Genomic DNA, 14,764 nt, shown 5'->3' with positions numbered 1-14,764 from the left:
CAGGAAGGACCGCGATGAGCCGATGGTGGCACCCGCGTTCCCGAGCGCGGGCCGCGGCCCAGCAGCCGCCCGCGCCGGAACCCTCCCCGGCAGTACCCGAGCCACCTCCCGAGGCCCCGGACCGGCCCGGGGCGGGGCCGGACCCCGCTCCCCCGCCACCGCCACCGCCACCGCCACCGCCACCGCGGGCGCAGCCGACGGCGGGCCACCTCGTCGTCACGCTCCAGCACGAGGACGGCCCCGAGCGGGAACTGGCCCGGCAACCGCTCTCGCCCCTTGAGCTGGCCGTCCTCAAGGCCGACGGCCTCCGAGCGCGCCTGGGCCCGGAGCACCCTGACACCATGGCCGCCCTGCGCGACCAGGCGCGGGCGCTGGCCGAGCTGCCGGATCGTCACGAGGAGGCGCGCGAGCGCTTCACCGGGCTCATCCGCCGCCAGGCCGCCGTCCTGGGGTACCTCCACGAGGAGACCCTGACAACCGCCGCCGACCTCGCCCAGCTGCTGCACGCGATGGGCGAGCTGGACCGCGCCGAGGAAGCCTCCCGCAGCGTCTGGACCAGCCGCACCGACCTGCTGGGCCGCGACCACCCGGCCACCCTCGACAGCGCCGCACAACTGGCCGCCGTCCTGGAGGACCTCCGCCGGGCGCCCGAGGCGCTCGCGCTGCGCCGCGACGTGCTGGAGCGCAGGCGCCGGCTGCACGGTCCGGACCACCCCGACGTGCACACCGACGCGAACGCCCATGCCGCGGCCCTGATCAAGGCCGACCGCTGGGAGGAGGCCGAGCAGGAACTACGGGAGCTGGTGGGGCGGATGGAGCGCGCCGTCCGGCCCGACGCCGAACTCCTCGCACCCCGATCCAACCTCGGCGCCGCGCTCTGCCGCCTCGGCCGCTTCGAGGAGGCCGAGCACGTGCTGCGCACCGTCATCGCCACCCAGGACCAGGCGGGGAGCGACGTCGGGGACCACGCGCTCCCGACCCGCAACAACCTCGCCGCCGTCCTGCACGCCCTGGGACGCTTCGCCGAGGCCGCACAGCTCCTGCGCGAGGTCCTCGCCGTCAGGACCCGGACCCACGGGGAGCACCACCCGCACACCGTCCACGCCCGGGACAACCTGGCCAACGTCCTGATCGACGCGGGCGAACGCCAGCAGGCCGTGGACCTTCTCCAGCGCTGTCGCGACGACTACCGCCGCCTCCTCGGGCCCGACCACCCCAAGGTGCGCAGCACCGGTGAACTCCTCACCCGGCTGCGCGCGCAGTCGGGGTGACACGGCCGTGCGGCCACGGTCGGGCCAGTCGGGTCGGTCGGGCCGGTCAGCCCGGTCGGGTCGGTCAGAAGGGCGGGATCTGCTCGGGGATGAGCCCGGCCTGACGCAGGAGCCCGTACAGGTCGGTCTCGCCCCAGAACTCCACGATCCGTCCGTCGTGGAGACGGTAGGACTTGACGGCCGTCATGGTGAGGTCCCGGCCGCTGCGGTCGTGAGCGTAGGTGAGCGTAGGTGAGCGTGAAGGCCACAGTGACCCGGTCGCCGGCCGCGAAGAGGCCGTCCACCTGGAGGCGGCAGTTGGACAGCCCGGAGTCAGCACCGACCCCTCGGGATACCTCCGCCCCTGGATGTGCTGCCCCCCACCGTGGATCAGCACGTCCTCGGCGACGAGCTCCTCGAACTCGCGGACCTCCCGCGTCTCGAAGACCCGCAGGTACCGGCGGACGACCTCGGCTTGCTCCGGCTGATGGCTTCGGCTGCGTCAGACATGGCGGGACCCTAGCCGCGAGCTGCCCGCCCACACCAGTGACTTGGCACGGCAGTGGCGGAAGCTTCACCGTCTTCGAACGAGCTGGTCAGCGACGTCAGCCTGACCGTTGCCCGGGTGTCCCCACCAGAGGCACCGTCCTCGACCAGCCGGCCGCCATCGTCGACGGCAGCGGCGTCCTGCACGTGTTCGCCATCGGCACCGACGGCCGCGTCTCCTACCGGGCGGGCACGGCACCCACCGCACTCGGCGGCTGGCAGGGCCTGCCGCTCTGACCCGCCCCCGGGCCGTAGGAGGGATGCCAGTCGGCGGGCATCCCTCCTACGGCCGGAGGTCGCGCTGGTACCAGGTGCCCGACTTGCCGCCGAGATCGGCCGGGGCGGCCGGGCCGACCGGGACGAACCCCGCCTTGGTCAGCACCTTGCGGGAGGCGGCGTTCTCGTGGGAGGTGGCCGCCCGCAGGGTGTGCAGGCCGTGCCGCGCCGTCGCGATCCCGCACAGCGCCCGCACGGTCGCGGTCGCCACGCCGCGGCCGGCGGCCTGCTCCGCGACGCGGTACCCGAGGGTGGCCGTGCCGTCCGCCAGGTCGTACAGGTTGAACCTGCCGAGCACCGAGCCGTCCTCGTCGACGAGCAGGTAGAAGGCGCAGCCGCCGGACTCCTGCTCGGCCAGCGAGGCGCCGTACCGGTCGGTGAACCGGTCGAAGAAGTCGTCGCCGCGGTCGGAGACCGAGGCAGCGAAGTAGCCGCGGTTCGCCAGCTCGAAGGCCAGGACCGCCGCGGCCTGGTCGGCATGAAGCCGCATCAGCTCGGGCATTGCCCGACTCTACCGAGATCGAGCGCCGAGGCCACCTGGGTTTCCGCCGCCGGGCGCGTGGGCCGGGCGGCCTGCCCGAGCGAAAGCCGGAGCGGCCTCCCGGCCGACGCCGCCGCGGTACCCGGTTGCGGATGCCTTGTCAGCGCAGAACCTCGACGAGGAGCACCCAGGCGTTGACGGCGGCGACCGTGACCGCGAGGACGAAGGCGGCGGGCAGCCAGTGGAGACCGCCGCCGTGACCGGCGGCGAGGGAGGTTCCGGCGGTGAGCAGGGTGAGGGTCAGGGCGGCGGCGAGGGAGCGCCTGAGGATCACTTCGGTGGCCCGCGGGCTCCGGCCGCGGCCGGCGTACGCGGCTCTGCAGGGCGAGACCGCGCTCGCCACGGCGTTGACCAGGACGAAGGCGGCCAGCACGCCGGGGTTGATGGCCGGGGTCAGCCCGACGAGGCTGATGAGCAGGACGACGAGCAGCGCGACGAGGGCTTCGAGAGCACGGCCTGTCATGAAGCTGTGGCCCTCGCGCTTCTCGATCGCCAGGACGGTGCGGATGTTGACGCTGAGGCCGACGAAGATGAGGCCGCAGAGCGCCGCTGCTGCGCCGCCCGCACACAGGAACATGTCGGTCCAGCCCTCAGTGGCGTAGCCGTTCATCGGTGGGGTCCTTCGCTGGTCTCGTTCCGGCGGCGCTGCACCGGTGTCGTGGTCATCGGGCGCCCAGGCGGTGGGGCCGGCGCGCATCGTCGCTCCGGCCCCGGCGTACAGGCGTACAGGCGTACAGGCGTACAGGCGTACAGGCGTACAACAGGCTCTGTGCGTTCAGCTGTTGAGGTGAGCCTTCGAGGCGAGGGTGGTGTCGAGCCAGTCGAAGGTGAGTTGCTGGAAGCGGGCCATGGCTCCCATGTGGCAGTGCTCGCCGGCGCCCTCGGCCTCGGGGAGGGTGATGAGGGTGTGCGGGCAGGTGAGGGCGGCCTGGACCTCCTGCGGCTGGCCGTGGAAGAACTGGTCGTTCTCGGCGTCGAGGACGAGGGTGGGGCAGTCGATGAGGTGGGCGACGCCGTCGAGGGTGTAGTCGGTGGTGCGGCGGACGTAGTCGGCGGGGGAGGTGGCGCCGAAGGTCCAGACGCCGTTGCGCAGGGCCCAGCGGAGCTGGGTGCTGGTCCGCATGAGCAGGTTCAGGACGGGGTTGGCGAGGTCGTCGCGGCCGCTCTGGACCCAGTCCCACAGGAACGGCGGCATGAAGCGGGTGTGGGCCTGGCCGAAGCTGTAGAGGCCGTCGTCCAGGACCAGGGCGGCCAGGCGGTGGTCGTGGGCGGCGGCGCGGGCGACCAGGTAGCCGCCGAGGCTGTAGCCCAGCAGGACCAGGCGGTCGGGGGCGATCTCGGGGCGGGTCAGCGCGTAGTCGACCACCGGGGTGACCACGGCCTCCCAGTCCGGGCGGAAGACCATGCCCTGCTCGCGCAGCGCCGCCCCCTGGCCCGGGCCGTCGTAGGCCAGCACGTTGTAGCCGCGGCGCAGCGCGGCGGCGCCGATGACGAAGTAGGCCTCCTCCAGGGTCGAGTCGAAGCCGCTGGTGAAGACGACGGTGGGGCGGGGGGTGCCGGAGTCGTCGACGAGGAAGAGGTAGCCGGGCAGGCTGGTGTCCTCGTAGGGGATGCGCACGGCCTCGACGGGGGTGTCCATCAGGGAGGCGGCGGTCGCGAAGGTCTCGCGGGAGAGGCCGGAGAGGAGCTTGACCTCGGGGTCGTCGGCGGGGTCATCGCGGCGGTAGAACTCGGCGGTGCGGTAGTAGTTCGAGGCGCGCAGCAGGGCCTCGCGGGCGCTGACCCGGTGGCCGGTCGCCAGGGCGCGGTTGCCGATGGCGTGGACGCGCTCGGCGGTGCTGCGCCACTCGCGCAGCCAGGCCTCCTCGTCGCCCTCGGGGATGTTCCGGGCGGCGGCGATGACCTCGCCGAGATCGGCGCCGCCGTCGTTGGCGAAGCCGGCGGCGCGCAGGGCCTCGAAGGAGAACGACTCGTCCTCGAACAGGAAACGCATGGTCTTGCTCCTGACAGTCGATTGGTCAAGACGGAACGGTGTCGTCTCGGCTACGAGAGGAACTGTAGCCACTGACCCACACGAGACGCAACCGTTCCGTCTCGGGTAGGTCTCCGACATGCCCTGCTCCCGCACCGAACCCCGGGAGGACCTCCCCCTGGGGACGGGCGGTCTCGTCGCGGCTACGGCCGCACGGGTGGATCCACAACCGCCGGGCACAGGCGGGTGCGGTGTGGCAGAGCGGGTCCGGCCGCTGGGCGTCCAGACTCGTGGTCGGGGCGGCCATGCAGAACACCACCAGGAAGCCGAGACCACCGATGCACGACGCACCAACCGAGACCCGCCGCGCGGCAGCCGCCGGCCACCGCGAGGAGAGCACCGCCGGCTCACCCGCCCGCCGATGCTTCCTCGTTGGCGGTGCCGGCGCGTTGGCCGCCCTCCCCCTGCTCGCCACCGGCCGGGCCGCCGCACAGCCCTGCGGCCTCGCCGACCCGGCCGAGCCGCCGACGCCGACGCCGACGCCGGGCCAGGGCATGCCCACGCCGGAGGAGGTGCTGCGGTGCCTGGCAGAGGGCAACGAGCGCTGGGTGGCCGGCGAGCTCCTGCATCCGAACCAGAGCGTGGCTCGCCGCCTGGCGGTGGCCGCCGGTCAGGACCCGCTGGCGACCGTCTTCTCGTGCATCGACTCCCGGGTGCCGCCCGAGATCGTCTTCGACCGTGGTGTCGGGGACCTGTTCGTGGTCCGGACCGCGGCCCAGACCAACGACGACCTGATCCAGGGCGCGGTCGAGTACGGCGCCCAGGAATCCGTGACCCCACTGGTCGTGGTGATGGGCCACCAGCGCTGCGGTGCCGTCGTCTTCGCGGTGGACGCCCTGAACAACGGCACCGAGGTACCGGCCCACCTGGTCGCAGTCGTCGAGGCCCTCAAGCCCGCCTACCTGGCGGCCGAACCCCTGCCCGGCGACCAGGTCGACAACACCGTCCGCGCCCAGATCCGCCTCACCGTCGACCAGCTCCGCGAGGACCCCCTGCTCCTCCCCCTCATCGGCGATCACCTGGTCGAGGTGGTGGGCGCCTACTACTCCCTGGACAGCGGCTGCGTGGAGTTCATGCGCCCCTGACAGGTGAGGGAGGTTTCACGACGTGGTCGGCGCGCCGGGCGGCGAGGGGCCATCGGGCCCACCTCGCGGAGCCCCGTCCGGCGCCTGCCCGTGCGGTCACCGGAAGGCGTCCGACAGGCGGGTGAAGCCGTGTCCGGCGGCCAGCAGCCCGGGGAGGGCGGCGGCGAACCCGACCGCCGTGTCGCCTTCGGGATGGTTCATGTGCGCGATGACGATCGAGCCCGGCCGGGCGGCACCGACCTCCTTGGCGATCTCGGCGGCGGAGTAGGTCGCCCCCGCGTCGCCGTTGACGGTGAAGCCCACCACCCGTTGCCCCAACTCGGCCGCGATGCGCACGGCGACGTCGTCGCAGTAGGCCGTGCCGGGCCGGAAGAAGCGCGGTGGGGCGCCGAGCAGGTCGGCGAGCCGGTCGCGGTTGGCGGTGAGCTCCGCGACCACCTCCCCGGCATCCTGGGTGCCCGCGATGCCGTAGGCGGAGCGGCCGGTGACCGACAGGGGGCGGTGGCGCGTTCCGTGGTCGGCGATCTCGAACAGCGGCTCCGCGGCCAGCCGGCGGGAGACCACGGGGTTCGCGTCGATCCAGCGGGAGTTGAGGAACAGCGTGGCGGGCACGTTCCGTTCACGCAGGAGGTCGATCAGCGCGCGGTCGTAGCCGTCGCCCCCGGGGCCGCCGCACGCGTCGAAGGTCAGGGCGATCTGCCCGCGCTCCCCGGCGAGCCGGTCGAGCACACCGGGCACGTCGGTGCCCCAACGCGTGGGAACGGTGTCCCGGTAGCGCGCCACCACCTCCGCGCGGTTCGCGGTCCCGGGGGTGCTCGGCGCGGCCGGCGTGCCGGGGGTGCTCAGGGAGGCCGGCGTGCGGGGAACGCTCGGCGCGGACGGGGTGGCCGGCTCGGACGGGGTGGCCGGCGCGGTCAGGGTGCTCGGCGCGGTCAGGGCAGCCGAGGGCCGGGAGCGGGGAGAGGCGGAGAACAACGCGTATCCAGCGGCCAGCACGCCCACGGTGCCGGCCGTGGTCAGGATCTGACGGCGGTTGGGGGCCATGCGGACTCCGGCAGATCAGTGCTGCGTCGGCGGGGAGGTGCCCGGCCATGCTGCCACACCCGGACCGGACACCACGGGACGGCGGCCATGGACACCGGCCCACGTCGGGCCACCCGCTCAGCCGCGGCGCCACCGACCACGTCCTGGCTCAGGCGGTTCGCCGACGCGGAGCCGGCCAGGCCCAGCGTGGCGGCCACCGCCACGCCGCCGACAGCCAGCCGCATCGTCGTGTGCTTGTTCCCCATGGACGTAATCCTCTCGGGAAGGGCGGTGGCCCGCTGCCTCCCGGCCGGCCGGGCCGCGCAGCATGGCCGGGTCCGGGCAGGCAGGCGCCATCACTCGGGTCCCTCGAAATCATCGGACGGAGGACGGATCCGGACCGCGGCGCTCCTGCCGCTCCCCCACGCGGCGTCCTCCTGCGACGCCCCCTGTCACCGGGCCACCTCATGCGATCCGTTCCGCCGCCCTCCAGCCTGCCGCCCCACCCACCACCCGGCATCCACCGATCGGCCCGTGCGGCGGACGACCCCCGTTCCCCGGGGTCCCCGTAGAGCGGAACCCCCTGGCAGCGGCGGCATGACCGGCGCCGAGTCCAGCGCCGTGACCGGCCGCGACATGGCCGCGTTCGACAGTCCTCAGGACGGGCAGGTACGGCGCGCCCGGCAGGATGGAGCCCGTGCCGAAGAACCCCCCGGAATCGATGCAGCACCACCTGCGCCAACGCCTCAACTGCCGTGCCCGCGCGCGGTGGCCGCAGGTGAACGCCGTCACGGTCCGCTTCCGCGCGGAATTCGCCTACGTGGCAGCCGAACTGACCAGCGGCCAGATCCTCCCGCTGTGTCGCCTGCGCTTCACCGGGGTGTTGCACGCCTGGTCCTTCGCGCTCTACCTGGCGAGCAGCGACAGCTACCAGGACACTGCCCTGCCCAGCGGGCTGCCCGCCGGCTCTCCCGAGGAAGCCCTGGAATGCGCGGGTGACCTCTACCTCCGGCCGCACGCACCGGGCGACTGCGGACCGGCGCGCGTGCCAACGGGACTGGTGGTCCTCGTCGGAGCGCCGGCTTCGGGCAGGACCAGCTTCGTGCGGGCCCTGCTCGCCCGCCGCCAGATCGACGAGCAAGCAGTGGTGTCCAGCGACGAGATCCGCGCTGAACTCTTCGACACCGCACCTGCCGAGGCGCACTCCGAGGCGGCGGACTCCCGGATCTTCGAGGAGCGCGACCGGCGGATCGCCGCCCGGCTCTCCGGCGGACGAACCGCAGTCGCCGAGTCCACGAACGTCACTCCCCAGGCGCGCGCCCGCCTCATCGCCATCGCCAGGCGCTTCGACGCCCCGGTGACCGTGCTGCGATTCGACCCGGACCTCAGCGTCCTCCTCCGGCAGCACACGGAGCGAAGCCGTACCGACCTCACGGCCGACGACGTCCGCGCCTACGCCGCGGTCATGGCCCGGCACGGCGGGGCCGACCAACTGCGCGCCGAGGGCACACACGCCGTCCACGACGTGCCCGGGGAGCGTCAGGGGACCACGCCGGCCGAGGCCGCAGCGCGGTTCTCCTTCACCTGACAGCCCAGGCTCAGCGGCTCAGCCTGGCCTGCCAGCTCTCCTTGGTCCTTCTGGACCTATTCGCTCGCTTCCTTGACCAGTTGGTACGAGGCGGCGAGCGAGAGGCTCGGCCGCGCGGTCCGCAGTGCCTTCACCGCCGCGACCCGGTCGTGGACGTCGATGCCCGATTCGCGGAGGAACTCCCGTACCCAGCGGCGGCGTACGAGGGCGTGGGACGCCGCCGCCGTCTCGGCGACGATGCGCAACGCTTTCTCCAGGCCTGCCCGCTCGCCCGCCTCGGCGGCCTCCAGAGCCTGTCGCAGGTCCGATTCCACCTGCAGGGAGTCACGGATAACGACGACGGGCTCCTCCTGAGCCTTGTGCGACCGGAACACTGCACCACTCCTAGGGATAGACGACGTGAACGCGCGTCCGGCCAGAGGCAGTTGGACCGGATCGCCGAGGCGCCGAGGATTTCGGGGGCCGCTCCCGAGGTGCCGTTACCGGTGGTGGCGGTCGGCGGAGCGGTCGGCTCGCCTGTCGACGAGGCGGGTGGCGACGTTGAAGAGCAGGCCGATGCCCACCGCGGCTGCGAGTCCTGTGATCGGATCGGAGGCATTCCCCATCACGGCCCCACCCACGGCGCCTGCGACGGCGCACATGCCCAGCCCCGTGCCCCATCGAGCGGTCGATCCGTCCGTCATGGCCCCTCCTACGGTCGATGCGCGCTCAGCATGTCACACGCTGCGGTACGGCCGGGAGACACCACGGCTGCTCGCCACCTCCTCACCGGCGCCCACACCGTCCGCCGTCTCACCCTGCGCCCCCGCTCAGCCTCTGACCCCTACAACACCGGGATTCCCGGCGTCCACCTCTGCTCCGCCGCCACACCCCTCGGCGATCGTGACCCGCGACGAGATGTGCCGGCGCCACCAGGCAGTTGCTGTCAGTCACCGTGGTGTGAGCTGGATCCCCTTCTGACGGGTGCCGGCCGGGGGTGGCCCGTGACGGTCCTCACGCGCCCCGGGCACCTCCTACCCTTCCTCGTAGACCAAGCACCGGGCCACTCCGGCCGCTCGGCCGGTCAGCCCTTGTCGATGCCACGTTCGGGCGCCAGACGCCGTGTCCGCGCTGTTTTCACGGCTCAAACCATCACAAAACGCCCAAAATGTCATGCCCTGCGAGGTTTGGCCGACCCGAACAGCACTCCCCGACCGGCCCGCGCGCCCCGCTCCACTACGACGCAGCGTCGTACCAGCACCCCTTGGAGCCAGCCGCCGACCCCGCTAACAATTGCGGAGTCGCCAGCTGCGACGGCAGTACGAACCGCCCCGCAGCTCCCCTGCGGCAGTCACCACTGGTGACCGCCCCGGCGCCGACACCCGCCCGCCGGGCCCCCCACCGGGCCCGCCGAACCGCGGAGCGAGGCGCCCAACCGATGTGAGGTCGAACTCCACATGCCCGTGATCACCACCCGCATGCGCAAGTCCGCCGCCCTGCTCGCCTCCGCCGCCGGCATCGTCGCCATCGGCGCCGCCGTCGCCCCCACCGCCGCCTCCGCCGCCACCCCGCAGCAGATCGCCGCCAGCATCGTCCCCGCCGACCAGCTCGCGTCCTTCGACCAGATCGTCTCCCACGAGAGCGGCTGGAACATCACCGCCACCAACCCCTCCTCGGGCGCCTACGGCCTGGGCCAGGCCCTGCCGGGCAACAAGATGGCCTCCGCCGGCGCCGACTGGCAGACCAACGCCTCCACCCAGATCAAGTGGACCTACGACTACATGAACAGCCGCTACGGCAGCCCGAACCAGGCCTGGGCCTACTGGCAGATCCACCACAACTACTGATCGTCCCGATCAACCCGATCGACCCGATCAACGGCCCCTGGCGGGGCCAACCCCGAGGGGCCCGGCACCCGCACACGCGCGAGCCGGGCCCCTCGGGCGTTCCCAGCGACAGCGACCGGTCTCAGCGGAACGCGGCCACACCCGCCGACCTCACCGCGCAGCCGACCAGGCCCGACCGAGGAGCGAGGATGGGTACGTCCCGCACCCTCGGCCTCGCCCTCGGCCTCGCCCTTGGCCTCCCCCTGCTTCCCCGCTTCCGCGATCGAGGAGGCAGCCGACGCGGTCAGGACGAAGTTCTTCGGGTTGGTCCCCGAGAGCAGCGGGCCGAGGACCAGGGCACGCCTGGCCGAGGCGAGGTCCAGTGACGTCATCCAGCCCGGTTCCTGGGCCTCGTCGCCCTCCCGGGGGCGCGACAACCACGTGCGCACGCCCAGGACGATCAGTCCGGCCCCGACGACCACCCGCCCGCAGTCAGCGATGGCGGAGCTCGTGCTGTCGGGGTCGTAGGCCCCGGAGAACAGCGTCACGACGGCGGTCGCCACAATCGCGAGCCCGGCGATCCATCCGCCCGCGAACAGCGCACCGTTGCGCTCGGCACGGTCGCCCACCAGGATCAGCACGACGCCGATGAGCGGGAACGGGCTGAGTGCGACCGCCGCGGCCGTATTGGAGCAGCACCGAAGAGCCCTCCTGTCGCACGCCTGGTGACAGCAGTGTGCGTCCTTCCCCGTCCGTATCCCGGAGCCGCCTCACCGGTGCCCCGCGGTGCTGCCTCCGAACGGGTCAGCACCGCCCGGACAGCGATCGAACCCCGGGTGGGCAGGTGGCGGCCCCACGCCCACGCCTCGTGTCGAGCCGAGGCATGCCGGTGATGGGCGACCGTCGGGGGAAGATTGAGGGGTAGCAGAGGAGACCACCCCCGGACCGACACCCCGTTTGACACCGGCCGCAGCCGGAGCGGAGGCCCTCGGGGACGAAGCGGAGACGGTGCGGGGACGAAGGGCACGCGTGGACCATGACCGTGGTGGCCAGGAGGGCCTGGAGTTCGCGGAGGACCGCGTAGAGGGTCAGGCCGGCGCAGGGACTTTTGGGTCGAGCCGCAGCAGGGTGCAGAAGGCCTGGGCGACGAAGGCGAGGGTGACGTGGCGGTGCCGGCCGGAGTAGTTGCGGCCCTCGAAGTGGTCCAGGCCGAGACCATCCTTGAGTTCGCGGTAGTCGTGCTCAACTCTCCAGCGGATCTTGGCGATTCGCACCAGCTCGCGCAGTGGGGTGTCGGCGGGCAGCGTCGAGAGCCAGTAGTCGGTGGGCTCGGCGCAGTCGGGGGGCCACTCGATGAGCAGCCAGCAGTCGGGCAGGGAGCCGTCGGCGCCTCGGGGGACGTGTCGGTTGGCCGGGCGGACCCGCAGGGCCAGGAACTGGGAGCGCATCTCGGCGTTCGGATTGCGCCTGGTGGCCTTGCTGCCCTGTCGCCAGGTGACGGTGCGGGCGCCCCCTTGCCCCGCTGCCAGGGCCAGCGCCCGCAGCGTGGTGTGCTGCTGGGGGTAGGCGGACACGGGAGGGCGGCCCTGCCCGCAGTACGGCGGGCGTTTCCCTTGGACCCGACGCCACGTCACCAGGACGAAGGCGGGGTCGGCGACGAGGTTGAACAGATCGTCGAACCTGCGGGGAGGTCATCGTTCACCCAACGGTGCGGCTTGGTCCGGATCTCCAGTCAGAGCAGGGCGTCGGTCTCGACAGGCCCTGCCGTGATGTGCAGAGTGCGGATTCGCGGTAGCGCCTCGTCGCTCTGGTCGAGGTAGAAGATGTGCGTGAACGGGGCACGCACGACGGTGTCAGGTTCGGTCTTCTTGGCGACGGTCGCCTCGCCCCGGAGGATCAGCACGTCCCCGACGGTCCACGTCTCGATCACCTCGTGCGTGGTGATGAGCGGGGCGTCGATCTTCACGAAGAAGTCCTTGATGGCGTCGACTCCGTGCACGCGGGCCGTACCGAAGATCATCTCGGTGTCCTGGTCAAGGTTCGTGGCGAACGCGGTCGCGAACTCGAGGGTGTCGATCTCGTGCATGAAGGCGTGGATCCATGCAGGGGCTTCGCCGCGGTCGGTGGTGGCGGGCATGCTCATCAGATCCTTTCCAGCGCGGGCAGTTCGGCGAGGAAGGCGTCGATCTCGGCGTTGACGGCCTGTGGGTTTTCGCGAGCGGCGAGGTGGCCGGTGTGCAGCAGCACTTTGAAGGTGGCGGTGGGGATCGCGTCGGCCATCCGGCGCACGGCGTGCACGGGGAACTGGCTGTCCTCCTCGCCGGCGATCACGAGGACGGGGACGTCCTTGATCGTGGCGAGCAGGCGGTGTTCGTCGCGGCGGCCGATCAGGATGCTGCGCAGCGCCCAGGCGACCGACTTGGGGTCGTTGGTGAGCACGAGATTCAGGAACTCGAGGAACTCCGGGCGTTCGGCCTCGGCCGTCGGCCCGGCGAACGCGCTGCGGGCCGCTTTCAAGGCCAGTTGAGGCATCTTCGAGTTCAGTGACAGGTACCCGGCCAGCGCAGTGGCCCAGACGCTCTCGAAGGTCGTGGGGAGCGAGGCCGTGCAGTTGATGCCGACCGTCCCCGCCGAGCGGTCCGGGTGGTAGGCGGGGAAGACGCCGGCCAGCATGCCGCCCCAGCTGTTGCCGATCAGCACCGCCTTGTCGATGCCGAGCGCGTCCTGGATCTCGACGAGCGCGTCAGCACACTGCTTGAGGTCGATGATGCGGCGCAGGGCGTCGGACTTGCCGTGTCCGGGGCTGTCGATGAGCACCACGCGGTGGGTGGGGGCGAAATGCTCGTACTGGTGGCGCCACATGGTGCCGTCCATCATCAAGCTCGGCCAGAAGATCAGAGGCGAGCTGCCCGCCCTGCCGCCGTCGCGCACGTTGATCAACCCGACAGAAGTGGGGATGAGCCGCTCGGTGACGCCGTCGAGCCAGGTCGTGGTCATGGCGATTCCTCTCGTGACGGGGATCGTTCTCCACTCTCTAACCAGGAGCGTATTGCTACTAGTTCTTGTCTGCAACCATTGGGATCAGGTTCGAGGCCTGGATCGACTGGTGACAGACGCTGCACGCCAGGTAGGGCTCGGTCTCCTTGCCGCAGACGGTGTGCAGGAGCGGCCGGCGCGGGCCGGCGCCGGCAGCCTGCGGATCCGGTCCGCGCTCCTCGGCCCAGCGGGTGATCGCCACGATCGCCGGCACGACCAGCTCGCGAGCGGCATCCGAGAGCTCGTACTCGAACCACTGCTTGTCCTCGCGGTACGCCCGCCGCGTGAGCAGGCCCAGCTCGGTAAGGGCGTTCAGGCGAGTGGTCAGGATGTTCGCCGAGATGCCGAGCGCGCGCTTCAGTTCGCCGAACCGCGCTGTACCGAAGAAGACTTCGCGCAGGATCTGATAGTTCCAGCGCTCCGAGATCGTCGCGAGAAACGTCTGGCCATGCTGGAACACGACGGGCTGTGAGTCGTTCATCACGGGACCACCTTGATTGCAATTCGATACTAGTTCTACCATGATACCGGTGGAGGCCACGCGGCTGCCGGGACATGCGCGCACAGCGCCGTGCTGGTGTACCACCCAGGCGTCGGAGAGCGGGTCACCGGGTCTTCGCGAGGCGCCGGGCGCGCTGACGCGTTCTCGACCCGAAGGGCGGACCGGTGGGATGACGACCGGTCAGCCGGCCCGTCGCCCCGCTTCCGAAGCGGAACGTCCTCCATTCGAAGAGGCGAGCGGTTACGCGACGGACAGGGCCTACCCGCCGCTCGGGTACGCGGGCCTGCGAGAGCCGCCAGTGGCGGGCAAGACCGTCGGGCGGGTCGGTGAGGCAGTCCCCGTCCAGACGGGTTCCGGCTTGTTCGACCTGACGGAGGATCGGGCCGACCTCCATGCCTTCGACGCCGGGCAGCGTTCCGAGGCCCTCGATGGTGAACCCGAACAGCTCGTCGAGAGCACGGCACTGCACGACGGCCTGGAGGTTGTGCGGAAACGGCACCGTCGTGAACGACTGGCTGGACGGCAACGGCCGCTGGCAGGGCCCCTCCCCCCTCGGCGGCACCAGCCGCTAACACCACACACCACGCGCCCCGACACAATCAGTCGGGGCGTTCGGCGACCAGAGCCCGGACCGGTGGAAGCCGCCGGCCCGGTCGGCGTGGTGTCCGTACGCGGCGGGCCTGGACGGATGTGAAGGCCCTCTACAAGCTGACGGTGACCGCGCCGGAGAGGACGGCGCTCGTGTCCATGCTTGACACATGTGGGGCCGGCTGATGCCCACGATCGAGTCGGCGATGTGCGAGGACGAGGCCACCGCCGGCCCCGGCGGCGCGATGACCGTCGAAGTCGGTGTCATCACCGGGGACCTGACGGTTCACACCGAACGCCGCACCGACGGGCCGGTCGAGGTCAGGGTCCAGTACACGGGCGCCGACGAGTGGTACACCCTGCAGGGCAGCCTCGCCCGCGCGCCGGAGGGTGAGCTCGAGGGCTACCACTACCTGGTCCTGGACACGATCGAGGTCGGCGCCGCGCAGGCACCGCCGGCCTGATGACCCGCCGTGGGGTGGGTCAGGCGCT

Annotated in this window: 17 protein-coding genes and 1 pseudogene; 5 read left to right on the top strand and 13 right to left on the bottom strand. The window is 71.9% G+C overall.

The window, feature by feature from the left end:
• Window positions 1–14 precede the first annotated feature (14 nt).
• The gene (locus tag OG500_RS37700; protein ID WP_329587253.1) at window positions 15–1,271 is read left to right on the top strand and encodes a tetratricopeptide repeat protein; all 1,257 of its coding nucleotides are present in this window, start codon (window positions 15–17) and stop codon (window positions 1,269–1,271) included.
• A gap of 64 nt (window positions 1,272–1,335) precedes the next feature.
• Here OG500_RS37700 and OG500_RS37695 read toward each other — a convergent pair whose 3' ends face one another.
• The 4 genes from OG500_RS37695 to OG500_RS37680 form a co-directional block, all read right to left on the bottom strand.
• Window positions 1,336–1,458, bottom strand: coding sequence for a hypothetical protein (locus OG500_RS37695; RefSeq protein ID WP_329587250.1), 123 nt, complete (start codon window positions 1,456–1,458; stop codon window positions 1,336–1,338).
• Between the two features lie 621 nt (window positions 1,459–2,079).
• Entirely contained in the window at window positions 2,080–2,574 is a 495-nt protein-coding gene (locus OG500_RS37690) for a GNAT family N-acetyltransferase (RefSeq protein WP_329587247.1), read from the bottom strand.
• Window positions 2,575–2,713: 139 nt separating this feature from the next.
• Window positions 2,714–3,223 (bottom strand): hypothetical protein, encoded by a 510-nt coding sequence (locus OG500_RS37685; RefSeq protein ID WP_329587244.1) that lies wholly within the window; start codon window positions 3,221–3,223, stop codon window positions 2,714–2,716.
• A gap of 165 nt (window positions 3,224–3,388) precedes the next feature.
• Window positions 3,389–4,606, bottom strand: a complete 1,218-nt coding sequence (locus OG500_RS37680; RefSeq protein WP_329587242.1) for an alpha/beta hydrolase family protein — start codon at window positions 4,604–4,606, stop codon at window positions 3,389–3,391.
• A gap of 317 nt (window positions 4,607–4,923) precedes the next feature.
• Between OG500_RS37680 and OG500_RS37675 the strand changes: the two genes are divergently transcribed.
• Window positions 4,924–5,730, top strand: coding sequence for a carbonic anhydrase (locus OG500_RS37675; RefSeq protein ID WP_329587239.1), 807 nt, complete (start codon window positions 4,924–4,926; stop codon window positions 5,728–5,730).
• A 96-nt stretch (window positions 5,731–5,826) separates the two neighbouring features.
• On the opposite strand, the gene OG500_RS37670 is transcribed toward OG500_RS37675, so the two are convergent.
• Window positions 5,827–6,774, bottom strand: a complete 948-nt coding sequence (locus tag OG500_RS37670) for a polysaccharide deacetylase family protein (protein WP_329587236.1) — start codon at window positions 6,772–6,774, stop codon at window positions 5,827–5,829.
• 676 nt (window positions 6,775–7,450) lie between these two features.
• Between OG500_RS37670 and OG500_RS37665 the strand changes: the two genes are divergently transcribed.
• Window positions 7,451–8,341 carry an ATP-binding protein gene (locus OG500_RS37665; protein WP_329587234.1) on the top strand — a complete coding sequence of 297 codons (891 nt, stop codon included), beginning with the start codon at window positions 7,451–7,453 and terminating at the stop codon, window positions 8,339–8,341.
• Window positions 8,342–8,397: 56 nt separating this feature from the next.
• On the opposite strand, the gene OG500_RS37660 is transcribed toward OG500_RS37665, so the two are convergent.
• Together OG500_RS37660 and OG500_RS37655 are read right to left on the bottom strand one after the other, a co-directional pair.
• Window positions 8,398–8,715: a hypothetical protein gene (locus OG500_RS37660; protein ID WP_329587232.1), complete on the bottom strand. Its 318-nt coding sequence runs from the start codon at window positions 8,713–8,715 to the stop codon at window positions 8,398–8,400.
• 105 nt (window positions 8,716–8,820) lie between these two features.
• Window positions 8,821–9,024, bottom strand: a complete 204-nt coding sequence (locus tag OG500_RS37655; protein WP_329587229.1) for a hypothetical protein — start codon at window positions 9,022–9,024, stop codon at window positions 8,821–8,823.
• Between the two features lie 753 nt (window positions 9,025–9,777).
• Between OG500_RS37655 and OG500_RS37650 the strand changes: the two genes are divergently transcribed.
• Window positions 9,778–10,167, top strand: coding sequence for a lytic transglycosylase domain-containing protein (locus OG500_RS37650; RefSeq protein WP_329587226.1), 390 nt, complete (start codon window positions 9,778–9,780; stop codon window positions 10,165–10,167).
• Here OG500_RS37650 and OG500_RS37645 read toward each other — a convergent pair.
• The 6 genes and pseudogenes from OG500_RS37645 to OG500_RS37620 form a co-directional block, all read right to left on the bottom strand.
• On the bottom strand, window positions 10,161–10,904 hold the full coding sequence (locus OG500_RS37645) for a GAP family protein (RefSeq protein WP_329587938.1): 744 nt from the start codon (window positions 10,902–10,904) through the stop codon (window positions 10,161–10,163). The two genes, OG500_RS37650 and OG500_RS37645, sit on opposite strands and share 7 nt — an antisense overlap.
• A 330-nt stretch (window positions 10,905–11,234) precedes the next feature.
• Window positions 11,235–11,756, bottom strand: a pseudogene (locus tag OG500_RS37640) (transposase); the annotation flags it as partial.
• 122 nt (window positions 11,757–11,878) lie between these two features.
• Window positions 11,879–12,283, bottom strand: a complete 405-nt coding sequence (locus tag OG500_RS37635) for a nuclear transport factor 2 family protein (protein WP_327071386.1) — start codon at window positions 12,281–12,283, stop codon at window positions 11,879–11,881.
• A 5-nt stretch (window positions 12,284–12,288) separates the two neighbouring features.
• On the bottom strand, window positions 12,289–13,143 hold the full coding sequence (locus OG500_RS37630) for an alpha/beta fold hydrolase (protein WP_329587218.1): 855 nt from the start codon (window positions 13,141–13,143) through the stop codon (window positions 12,289–12,291).
• Window positions 13,144–13,201: 58 nt separating this feature from the next.
• Window positions 13,202–13,663, bottom strand: a complete 462-nt coding sequence (locus tag OG500_RS37625) for a winged helix-turn-helix transcriptional regulator (RefSeq protein ID WP_327071384.1) — start codon at window positions 13,661–13,663, stop codon at window positions 13,202–13,204.
• Window positions 13,664–13,787: 124 nt separating this feature from the next.
• Window positions 13,788–14,210 (bottom strand): hypothetical protein, encoded by a 423-nt coding sequence (locus OG500_RS37620; RefSeq protein ID WP_329587213.1) that lies wholly within the window; start codon window positions 14,208–14,210, stop codon window positions 13,788–13,790.
• Window positions 14,211–14,457: 247 nt separating this feature from the next.
• On the opposite strand from OG500_RS37620, the gene OG500_RS37615 reads away from it, so the two are divergent.
• A complete protein-coding gene (locus OG500_RS37615; protein WP_329587210.1) occupies window positions 14,458–14,736 on the top strand; it encodes a hypothetical protein in 279 nt (92 codons plus the stop codon).
• Window positions 14,737–14,764 lie beyond the last annotated feature (28 nt).

It is taken from the genome of Kitasatospora sp. NBC_01250 (assembly GCF_036226465.1).
GTDB lineage: Bacteria > Actinomycetota > Actinomycetes > Streptomycetales > Streptomycetaceae > Kitasatospora.
The sequence above is the reverse complement of the archived record's forward strand: the minus strand, read 5'-3'. Positions and strand labels throughout refer to the sequence as shown.

Bases quoted from the DNA above. Each gene is read 5' to 3' on its own strand.
- OG500_RS37695 (WP_329587250.1), bottom strand. From the start codon at position 1,458: ATGACGGCCGTCAAGTCCTACCGTCTCCACGACGGACGGATCGTGGAG.
- OG500_RS37690 (WP_329587247.1), bottom strand. From the start codon at position 2,574: ATGCCCGAGCTGATGCGGCTTCATGCCGACCAGGCCGCGGCGGTCCTG.
- OG500_RS37650 (WP_329587226.1), top strand. From the start codon at position 9,778: ATGCCCGTGATCACCACCCGCATGCGCAAGTCCGCCGCCCTGCTCGCC.
- OG500_RS37685 (WP_329587244.1), bottom strand. From the start codon at position 3,223: ATGAACGGCTACGCCACTGAGGGCTGGACCGACATGTTCCTGTGTGCG.
- OG500_RS37635 (WP_327071386.1), bottom strand. From the start codon at position 12,283: ATGCCCGCCACCACCGACCGCGGCGAAGCCCCTGCATGGATCCACGCC.
- OG500_RS37675 (WP_329587239.1), top strand. From the start codon at position 4,924: ATGCACGACGCACCAACCGAGACCCGCCGCGCGGCAGCCGCCGGCCAC.
- OG500_RS37680 (WP_329587242.1), bottom strand. From the start codon at position 4,606: ATGCGTTTCCTGTTCGAGGACGAGTCGTTCTCCTTCGAGGCCCTGCGC.
- OG500_RS37625 (WP_327071384.1), bottom strand. From the start codon at position 13,663: ATGAACGACTCACAGCCCGTCGTGTTCCAGCATGGCCAGACGTTTCTC.
- OG500_RS37700 (WP_329587253.1), top strand. From the start codon at position 15: ATGAGCCGATGGTGGCACCCGCGTTCCCGAGCGCGGGCCGCGGCCCAG.
- OG500_RS37670 (WP_329587236.1), bottom strand. From the start codon at position 6,774: ATGGCCCCCAACCGCCGTCAGATCCTGACCACGGCCGGCACCGTGGGC.
- OG500_RS37655 (WP_329587229.1), bottom strand. From the start codon at position 9,024: ATGACGGACGGATCGACCGCTCGATGGGGCACGGGGCTGGGCATGTGC.
- OG500_RS37615 (WP_329587210.1), top strand. From the start codon at position 14,458: ATGCCCACGATCGAGTCGGCGATGTGCGAGGACGAGGCCACCGCCGGC.
- OG500_RS37630 (WP_329587218.1), bottom strand. From the start codon at position 13,143: ATGACCACGACCTGGCTCGACGGCGTCACCGAGCGGCTCATCCCCACT.